Here is a 9480-nt window from a genome sequence, read left to right on the forward strand (position 1 = left end):
TGTCGGCCCCCACACTCTTATCCCGTAACTCATGCGGAAAGGTCTCCCCACTGGTAGCGCTTGATCCCGTTCTCGTCGAAGACCTTACCGCCCGCGCTATTGATCACCTGACGAGCCTGGCCACCAAAAGAACTGTTCATTTCAAAGGTCCCGTCGAAGAACAGTTTCCACCCGGAAGTGCCCGCCACGTAGTTGTTCGACTGGATGTAGTTCCCGATCTTTGCGTTGGTGATGGCGCCGTCACGGATGAAGGCCGAGCGGATGTAGGTCTGTCCGCCCGTGACCGAGAAAGGCGAAACGGGCGTGCCGTTTTCCAGGTTCAAAAGCATGAACGTGTCGGCCCTGACCACGAATTGCGACGAGACTCCAGAAGGATCCACCTGCAGGCCCAGGCCAAACGATGTGGCGTATTTCTGGCCGCCGGCGGTGGTTTCCATCTTCACCGACCACAAGGTCTGCAACTGGCCGTTTGTATTGGCCAGTGCCGAAGAGGTCTGCTGAATCGCCGCGGTGTTCTGTCCGACAGTGGCTTGCAACTGCGTAGTCTTGGTGGCTTCCGCCTCGATCGCAGAGGCCCTTACCTTTGCCTCTTCGACGATAGCAGTAGTACTCGCCCAGCCCCTCAATGCATCGGCTTTAGCGCCACTGCCGCTGTCGTCGCGCGCAGACGCACGCAGCGCATTAGTAGTTCCGGCCTGAGCCGTGACGACACCATCGAGTTTGGTGATGTTGGTCGTGTTGGTGCTGACCTGCTGCGCAAGGCCGTTGGCAGTCTCGACCGATTGCCCCACGTCCAGCCAGTACGTTGCGTTGGGCGGCGGATTGCTAACCGGGACGGTCTGCTTGGCCTGGTAGATGCGGTCCGCCTCAACCACCATCTGCCCTTTCAGATAGACCTGACTGGAGACATAGCCGCCGAGACCATCAAGGCTGTCGATTTGATCCTGCAATCCGTCCAGCTCGCTGATCAGGTCCTGGCCAAACTGAGTTTTGGTAAGCTCGCCCACGAGCAAATCAAGAACAGGGGAGGGATCCGAGCTGGCCTGCCCCATCACGCCATTGCCCACCGGATAGAACGGCCCCACGTTGCCAGTGCGGTCGACCAGGCGCGCCCAGAAGAAGAACTGCGCGCCGGCCGCAAGTGACTGCATTCGATAATCGGGCTGCGGGTAGGTCAGGTCTGTCAGCTTTGTGGCGGCCGCCAGATCATTTGCAGGTCCATACCAAAACTCGGTTCGCTGGGTATCCTCCGCACCAGGTGGAAAGCCCACTTTCAGCCCAATGCCGAACAGTTCGCTGGTGGTGTGCAGGAACGCAACCGCCGGCGGCAAGCCAACCTTCCCTTCCAGGTTGGTAAGGTTGGAGCTTTTCCAGATCGACGATATTTCAAACGCGCTCACCGAGCGCACCCGGGCCACGTAGGCGCCCGAGTAAATGCCAGTGACGTCAACGCTCGTCGCGCCAGTGCGCTGCAGCTTGATCCAGTTGCCGCTGTCCTTGCGCCACTCCACGTCATAGGCGACCGCGCCGTTCACAGCGGGCCATGAGATGTTCATTGTGCTGATCGCCAGGCCCTGATCCACGGAGTAGTTCGACGTGATATCGACGCTCACCGGGGCCGGAACGACGGTGATCGGCACAACGCTGATTGGCCGCTCTTCCAGCCGGGCACCGGTATCGATGTGATCGAACTTGCTCGGGTCGTACTGAACGGCCGAGATTTCAAACACTCCAGGCTCTGGCCGCGCCACGCTCACCACCCGATAAAGCGGGATGGCCAGGTCGTCAGCATCGATCGCCCACACCAGTTCGCGCTCTGGCGTAACGGAGTAAGCCACCGTGACGATGACCTGCCGGCCGCTGACCAGTTGCACGGTACGGCCCTCACACTTGCCGTCTGGCAGGTTGAGGATCAGCCGGTCACCGGGTTTGGCCTGGGTGTCGCGGTCCAGGGTGATGACCTTGCCGTTCACCGCCGAGATGCGCCCGCCAACCGGCCGACCGGCCAGGAGTTCGTCAGCGATCGGGATCACGTAGCCAGGAAGCGGAATGCGTCCGTCGAGCCCTACCCTGAAGTTGACGGCCCGATCCTTGGAGTTGGTGAGCAGCGCCCACTTGCCCCGGCGCTGCGCCTCGGACTCACGAGTACAGCCGATGGCACTGATCTCCAGCGGATTGTCGCCATAGCGCCGCTGGAGCTTCTGGTCGGTCACAGCCGTGACATCAGTGTCGTAGTTGTTCAGCGGGTTGTCGTAGCTGATCAGCGCCCGGGTGTAGCGGGTGCGCTCCGACGCACTGGAGTACGTGAACTTGCCGTCGATCACGTTCGCCCGGGTGTAGGCGAAGTCGAAGTCGGTAGCGCGCGGCATATCCGCCAGCGTGAATACCTGGCCCTGGGCCCAGTAGGTCATGCCCCGGTAAATCGCCGAGATATCGCGCAGCAGCGACCAGGCGTCAGCCTTGCTCTGCAGGTTTAGGTTGCAGATGAAGCGAGGCTCCTGGCCGCCCTTCCCGTCCGGCACTAGCTGGTCGCAGTACTGCGAGATGCGGTATAGCTCCCACTTGTCCACCATCCAGGGCTTGATGCGGCGGCCAAGGCCGAAGCGGTCGGCCGTGGTGATGTCGTAGGTCATCCAAACCGCGTTGTCGGTCCAGGCCTGCTTGAACGTGCCATCCCAGACGCCCGAGTAAGTACGCGACACCGGGTCATAGTTGCTCGGCACCTGCATCTTCTTCAGCTTGGTCTCGACGGTTACCGCCGGGATGCTGCGGAACTGTTCGGCTGAAAACTCGATGTAGAGCAGCGCGGTGTTCGGGTATCGAATCTTCGCGTCGATCACCTCGGTGAAGCCGGCGATCTGCATAGTGTCGGAAATTTTATTGTTGTTCTGGTTGACGGTCAGGCGCGTGATTTTCATCAGCCATCCAGTGGTCGCCTTTGGCAAATCGATACGGCGAGTGCGCTCGTAAAGGCTGGTGGTCTTGCCATCTACAGCCTCGCTTAGCACCTGCTGGTAGGCGCCGCCGTCGGTGGCCAGCTCAACTTTGTACTCGATCCGATAACCGTTGATGTTGCCGCTCGAATCCACAGACTGGAGCGCCGGCCAGGCGAAACGAACGCGCACGGCCGAAAGCTGGGTATTGGTGATGGCCCGAACCCATGGTGTGCCGCTACGCAGTTCGGTACTGATGGTGGTTTCGTTCTCGATTGAGGGAATGCCCTGGATATAGGTCTGGTCCACGGCTCCGGTGCGCCACTCCCACTTCACGTTCGGGAAGTTCATATTGCCTTGGGGGTCTTGCAGCGGCGTGTTGTCGAGGTAAATGTCCTTGGCCGTGGGCGTTCCTTCGAATTCACCCTCGCCCACCGCGATCAGAATTTTAGCGATGGCAACGGAGCGCAGGCTATCCGGGGCTTCTGTTGGCGTCTTTGGTTTCTCTTCGCCGCCCTTGGCGCCGTGGATATCAATCTTGCGTGCTGCGCCCATGCTTTTCTCCAGGCAATAAAAAACCGCCTCATGGGCGGCGTGGGTATTTGTACAGCGTGGATGGAATGCCAGTAACACCAGCGGACACTGAAGTAGTAGCGTTCTGCCTTTTTAGGACGCTCAGCTACATGGGCGCAATGACTTGGAGCGTCGCATGAAGTACCAAATTGGGCCGCAGCCGGAACTACTTCGAGAAATAGGCCAGATCATGGTCAACTACTCAGAATGCGAGCGCTCCATTCACGATATTTTTCGTGCAGTCATGTCGCTCGACAAAGGCCAGATGTATTTGCTTGTATCAAAGGCCAATCTGAATGCAGAAAAAATGGTTACCGTAATCAAATCTGAAATGCACCGAATCCGTCCGGCCACCCTGCACGACTCGCTCCTAGAGGGACTCGCTGACTTCACAAAATCAATTCCGAAGAGAAACGCTGTCGCCCACTGGCAGTGGGCGGTTACCAAGGGCGATGACGGGCTGGCTACAAACTCGCTGAAAGCTAAACCAGAACAACCTCCAGAAAGTCGCAATTACACACGGAAGGATCTTGAGCTGATCGCCTGGGAAATCGCTAGAGCCGCCATATTGCTTGCCAACGCCGCAATCTGTATGCGCTCTATCAATCGTCGCTCATTGGGTGGCACTGACTGGGGTGTGGATCGGTATGAATTTGATAGCGGCTATCTAGACCAAGCGGCTCAGTACGCCCTTGAAAGAAATCAAAGCTTTATCGCTAAGTTTGAGGCTGAGCACTTCGCAACCGAACAGCCTCCATCATCCGGTAAAGATCAGCGATAACTCTCTCATCGATGTAATAATTCAAATTGATCCGACATGAAGCTCGCAGGTAATCCAGGTGCTCCAGCGCAGCCTGGACCATTGGCTCATTAGGTTCGTTGATCGACATGCTCACATCTGATCCTCCGCATAAATGGCAGCACTGATAATCGCACCACCAACCCGCCGCTTGCCGTAGCAGAGCGGTACCGGGTTACCCGACGCCGTGGTGTTCTTGGCACTGCCGAAGGCGTAGCCGGGTGTGTTCTCTGGCGCGGCGCTGGTTTTGAGGCCGCCGGCCTGGGGGCTCAGCATCTGGATAACGCCGCCGGCGACAAGGCCGATGCCTGCCGGCGCCAGATACGGCGCGGTGACCGGGAATACGTACGAAATAGCGAGCAGGACTACACCAACAATCGTCTGGAGAATCCCCGCTCGTTTGCTACCAGTAATCACCGGGGCAATGCGGATGTCTCCTCCTCCGCCAAAAGAGAGCTCAGCCTCTCCAATATTCTTTTTTCCCCTGAACACCGCGAACTCTATCCCTCGGGACTTGGCATTCGACAAGAAGCGCTCGAAGCCAGGAACTTGCACGCAAAGAGCCTTGATTGCCTCTGCCGTGGTTCTCACAGACAGCCTGAAGGATCGGCCGAACTGGCGTAACTGACCGAAAAGAAGAATGGTAGTGAGTGGTTGGTATTCGATTGCGAGCGCTGCCATGGTTTTCTCCGGGCAATAAAAAAGCCGCCCGGAGGCGGCTCGATGCGGTTGTTCGTTAAAGACAGTCGCGAACTGCCTGCTCAATGGCTGATCGGCCGTAACCGGGCGCCCAGGACAACCGCTGATAAAGTGCAACGCTGCTGCCTTTCGGTGACCGATTCACCTCAAGAAGCTCCTCAGCCGTCGAGTCGGTCGCGACGATGAGCCTGTAACCACTTGCCGTTTCAGTCATCGTGGCGCCCGAGCGAGCATCCTGCCATTTTGGCATGACGCAAAGTGCGTATTGCTTCGGCTCCTTACTCGAAGACGCGCTGATGGTAGGCTTTCCCGACTTCAGGTCGCCAGGTGTTGTGCACCCCGCCAGCATCGCCACCGCTACCGCCGCTATCAAAATCCGCATGTCGTTCCCTCGCTTACTGAAAGGATCCATAGACAAATCGATTGTTTGAAGGCTCGCTTTTCGGATAAGCATCACGCCAGTCTTTTGCATACGATGGCATGCTAGATACCTTTGTGATTTTCCAGCCACTATTTACATCTTTCCGCTCAAGAACGTACTGGAATGGCTCGCCGGCCTCCTTGGTTTTTTTTGCGTCAGCGTCAAGCACAGCGCCTGGATCAGGAGGTGTAGTATTTTTGATGCGAGCTAAAACAACTGCACGCGTATCGGATTGGACTTCAACCTTGGTTATTTGCCGGTCGAATGTCAGCGGTGGCGTGCTCCCGCACTCACCCTCATCTATAAATTCACTTGCGGCAAGCTGGGAAAGCTTAGAAAAATAAGGAGAGGCAACTTTCTGATTGTGCTTGCAAAACTCGGTATACATAGGCCTAGACATATCTTTTATATGCCACCAAGACTTCACAGCAGCATCTGGAGAGTTGTTCGCCACTTCTATAGCTACAACAGATTCGACAGCTTTAATAAGCCTATTCCCGGAATCGTCTTTATCTAAGCAGCCAGACAACGATGCCGCAACGACCCCCAACATAATTAAGCGCTTCATGCACAATCTCCCTGTGAGTGGGAGCAATCTACCATTACAGTCCCGCTAGAACAAAAGCGCCCCCGGCTCCGCATACAAGCCGCTAAATATTCTTCATGGATCGACTGACTCTTTTGAGTTTCTGTGCCTGAGGATCAGGCGCGTTCTGTCATGCCAGGGGCCGCCGAAGACGATAATTTCCGACGGCCTACCGTACAGGTGGTGCAGCAGGAACGGGCCTGGACCGAACACACCTGAATCCTCACCAGGCAGCGACGGATCGGTGCCGAGGTATATGCCAGCGTGGTTCGGGTGAGCTGTCCGGCCAACCTGCATAACGATCATGTCGCCGCGCTGTGGCCGGTCGACGCGTACAAACCCGGCCGCCTCGTAGTGCTGCTCGTACAGGCTTGCGTTCTCAGCACTCTCCCACCAGCCGTCCGCGCGCTGGAAGGCTTCGAACTCCAGCCCCCACTCACGCAGATACCAGTCAGCGCAGACCTGCCAGCAATCCCAGGCCCCATGCACGAACGGGCGCTTGAGCAGCGGCGTGCTGCCCGTGGGCGTGATCGTCCTTAAATCCCCCTCCGGCCACGACAGAATGTGCCATGGCAAGGCCGTGGCCTCGCATATGGCCAAGTCGTGAGGTGACGGCCTGCTGGTGGCGTCCGGGTGTGAATGGACAATGCCGATCACTTCGCCCAAGTCTTCCGCCGCGGCGTAGTCCTCAGGATCGAGCCGGAACTCTTCCCTCGGCTCCGTGGCAATGTTCCGGCACGGGAAGTACTTCTGCTTTCGACCGATGGCCAGCAGCAGGCCGCAACATTCTTTCGGATACTGGGCCGCCGCGTGCGCCTGGATGGCCGCAATGATGTACTTGCGCATAGTCAGCTCCGGGCAATGAGGGAAACGGCGGGAAATCCACCGAAGGACAGTTCGTTGTTCTCGCCGAAGCGCAGCTTGCAGGAAGACAGGCAGCCCTTGCACTGATCCTTCGACGGATCGTCTGTTGGGTTGTCCTCGTCATCAAACATAGCCGCGCCGGTATAGCCGCAGTCCGGCCCGCGGTAACCGTTGGTCATGGCCCAGTGGCAGAAGGTGGTCATCTGCCGGCCGGGCAAACCATGGTTGTCGATCTCACCCGGGGAAGACAGCTCCCAGACCACCGCCTCGCCGTCTTCGCTGGTTTTCTGGTCGATGTACCAGATCTCCAGCGCTTCCTGTGTCGGGTCAGCAGTTGGGTTGCCGTCAGGATAGTTCGCCGCGTCCAGGTACTGCGCCAGCGTCTCACGGACCGTCAGCTTGAACTTCAGCATGTCCTCGAAGGCCAGGCACAATGCCGTGACCCGCCCGTTGACGTTGCTGGCAGCGAAGGTCGGCCGTGAGGCGGTGCCATCGCTGCTCGAAGAGATCCCCTCAATCTGTACCGGCCAGGCGGCGTACTCCTGGCCCTGCCAGATAATCGACCTGGCGGGCAGATCCTCTTCAGAGCCTTCGTAGGCCAGCAATTCCTCTGGCGTGTGCGGGATAGCGTGACCGTGGAAGCGCAGGTAATCGGCGCCGTATTCGGTACCGTCAATTTCGAACAGGCGAATCTCGCCGCCGGGCTCCAACTTCTGGATGTCCGTGATCAGTGCCATGGGCTGTTATCTCAGGGGTGAAAGGTTTGCTGGAAGGTGGCGGTGATCGCGTAGACCTGGCCGCCTCGGTGCACTGGCTTGTAGCCGTTGCACTTGTATAGGCCAAGCTCACCCAGGGGCGGCTCCCAGAGGAAGCCCTTCGCCCCTTTGTGCCGGTCAAGGAACGCCATGATGTCCTTGATACGCCCCTTCAAACCGGTGAAGGTCACCGGCCAGGACTGCGACCGGTTGTTGAGGCCATCCTCGACCGACTGCTCGTAGCCATCGCCAAACTTCTTGGAGCGAACGCGGTGGGCTATATCACCCTCCGCGCCCTTCTCCGTCGCCCAGGTGAATCGTTCGATAGCCATCAGCGCCCCTTAATTGCTTTGTTGATGACGCCACCCTGGCCCATGTCTTTGTTGCGCATCTGTTGGTACTTCTGCTCAACGAACGCAGCCAGCTCCTTGCCGAACAGGTCATAGCCGGGAGCGTCAGCAGAGGACGAGGCGTTGCCCTCGCCATCGATGTGCACCTCGACATTGATCTGCGTTGAGCCGGATCCACCGCCGCCCATGGACATGACCCCAAGCTTGCCGCTCGACGTCCGGGTCAGGGGCATGATTGCCTCTTCCCCTGCCTCACCCATAACGCCGGTCTTGCCGTTGGCCATGCCAAACGCCGTGGGCTTACTTACGACTGAGTTGGTGAACGCGCCGCCGTCGGCGAACATCTGCACACCGCCCGACCATGCGCCGCCCTTGGCTTGCGGGAAGTAGGTGTTGGAGTAGCCGGCCGAAGAGGCGCCGAGGTTTGATGATGTGGCGCCAGCAGACCCGGCAGCCAGTCCATTGCCGCCGCCAGCAGCACTACCTCCGAGGTAGCTTGCCGCCGCGCCTACGAGACTGCCCAGCAATGCGGAGCTGGCTTGGCGGGTCGCGATGCGCGCCATGTCGGCCAGGATCGATTTGGTGAAGTCCGAGAACGACGCCTTTCCGGTCATGGCGAAGTTGACGATCGATTCCTCCATGGAGCTGAAGGCATTGCCGAAAAGGCTCTTGGTCTGGCCGGCGATGTCACGCGCAGAATCCAGGTAGTTTTCCCACGCAGCAGTTGCGCCCTTCGTCCAATCGCCCTGGGCATTCTCCACATCCGCATAGTTCTGCCGGATCTGGTCCGTCGCGGCCTTATTCGCATCCGCGAGCGCCTGAGACTTCCGCTTGAACTCCTCTTCCGACATTTTGCGCGACGGATCGGACTTCTGGTTGGCGAGCTCCAGCGACTGCTGAGCAAACCGGTCTTGTTGGCTATTCAGCTCGCCGCTGAGCGCGTTCTGGCGATCCCCCTGACCAACGCCCAATACGGCGCGTTGCCCAGCCAACTCCAAGGCCCGCTGTTGCTGCCCCAGCGCCTGCACGTACGAACTGATCGCACGCTCCTGCTTGGCAAGGCGCCCGGCCTCGTTGGTAGCCAGCACTTCAAGCTGGCTGTCAGCGTCCTTCTGCGCCTTGACCATGCCTGCGCGCGCGTCGGCAATCTTCTGGTCCAGCTGGATGCTTTGCGCAGCCGACGTGGACCTCTTGCTCTTGGCCGCTTCCAGTGCGGCAATCTCAGCCTCGTATGCTGCCGTGGCTTGGTCGAGCTGGTTGCCGATCAGCGCCTGGCGCCGCAGCAGATAGTCTTCCTCGGACAGCAGGCCGGCCTTTTGAGCCGCTTCCAGTTCCTTCTGGTAGTTTTTGTAGGTGTCGGTGATGGCGGCCAGCTCGTTCTTGGCGTCGTTGAAGCTGGTCAGGTCGACTTGCGTGCTGGCAGCTTTGGGATCCTTAAACTTGGCGTTGATGTTGGAGATGTTTTTATCGACAACGTCCTGCTGGAGACGGGGATCATTT

Annotated in this window: 9 protein-coding genes; 1 reads left to right on the forward strand and 8 read right to left on the reverse strand. The window is 58.7% G+C overall.

From position 1 onward, the window contains the following. Window positions 1-29: 29 nt before the first annotated feature. Window positions 30-3488, reverse strand: a complete 3459-nt coding sequence (locus tag AOA61_RS12660) for a host specificity protein J (RefSeq protein ID WP_099601864.1) — start codon at window positions 3486-3488, stop codon at window positions 30-32. A gap of 154 nt (window positions 3489-3642) precedes the next feature. Here AOA61_RS12660 and AOA61_RS12665 point away from each other — a divergent pair, with 154 nt between their 5' ends. Beyond that, complete coding sequence (locus tag AOA61_RS12665; RefSeq protein ID WP_099601865.1) at window positions 3643-4287, forward strand: hypothetical protein; 645 nt, start codon at window positions 3643-3645, stop codon at window positions 4285-4287. A 111-nt stretch (window positions 4288-4398) separates the two neighbouring features. Here AOA61_RS12665 and AOA61_RS12670 read toward each other — a convergent pair whose 3' ends face one another. The 7 genes from AOA61_RS12670 to AOA61_RS12700 all read right to left on the reverse strand — a co-directional run. Beyond that, window positions 4399-4986, reverse strand: coding sequence for a tail assembly protein (locus AOA61_RS12670; RefSeq protein ID WP_099601866.1), 588 nt, complete (start codon window positions 4984-4986; stop codon window positions 4399-4401). A 55-nt stretch (window positions 4987-5041) separates the two neighbouring features. Continuing rightward, entirely contained in the window at window positions 5042-5416 is a 375-nt protein-coding gene (locus AOA61_RS12675; RefSeq protein ID WP_256583395.1) for a hypothetical protein, read from the reverse strand. Then, window positions 5400-5993 carry a hypothetical protein gene (locus tag AOA61_RS12680; protein WP_099601868.1) on the reverse strand — a complete coding sequence of 198 codons (594 nt, stop codon included), beginning with the start codon at window positions 5991-5993 and terminating at the stop codon, window positions 5400-5402. The genes AOA61_RS12675 and AOA61_RS12680 overlap by 17 nt, the downstream gene beginning before the upstream one ends. A 93-nt stretch (window positions 5994-6086) precedes the next feature. Next, window positions 6087-6857, reverse strand: coding sequence for a C40 family peptidase (locus tag AOA61_RS12685; protein ID WP_099601869.1), 771 nt, complete (start codon window positions 6855-6857; stop codon window positions 6087-6089). A gap of 2 nt (window positions 6858-6859) precedes the next feature. After that, window positions 6860-7612 carry a phage minor tail protein L gene (locus AOA61_RS12690; protein ID WP_099601870.1) on the reverse strand — a complete coding sequence of 251 codons (753 nt, stop codon included), beginning with the start codon at window positions 7610-7612 and terminating at the stop codon, window positions 6860-6862. A gap of 11 nt (window positions 7613-7623) precedes the next feature. Then, window positions 7624-7962, reverse strand: a complete 339-nt coding sequence (locus tag AOA61_RS12695; protein ID WP_099601871.1) for a phage tail protein — start codon at window positions 7960-7962, stop codon at window positions 7624-7626. Then, window positions 7962-9480: phage tail tape measure protein (locus tag AOA61_RS12700; RefSeq protein ID WP_099601872.1), on the reverse strand; the 1519-nt coding region annotated here is incomplete at its 5' end. The genes AOA61_RS12695 and AOA61_RS12700, both read right to left, overlap by 1 nt.

Source organism: Pseudomonas sp. 2995-1 (assembly GCF_002742505.1).
Lineage (GTDB): Bacteria > Pseudomonadota > Gammaproteobacteria > Pseudomonadales > Pseudomonadaceae > Aquipseudomonas > Aquipseudomonas sivasensis.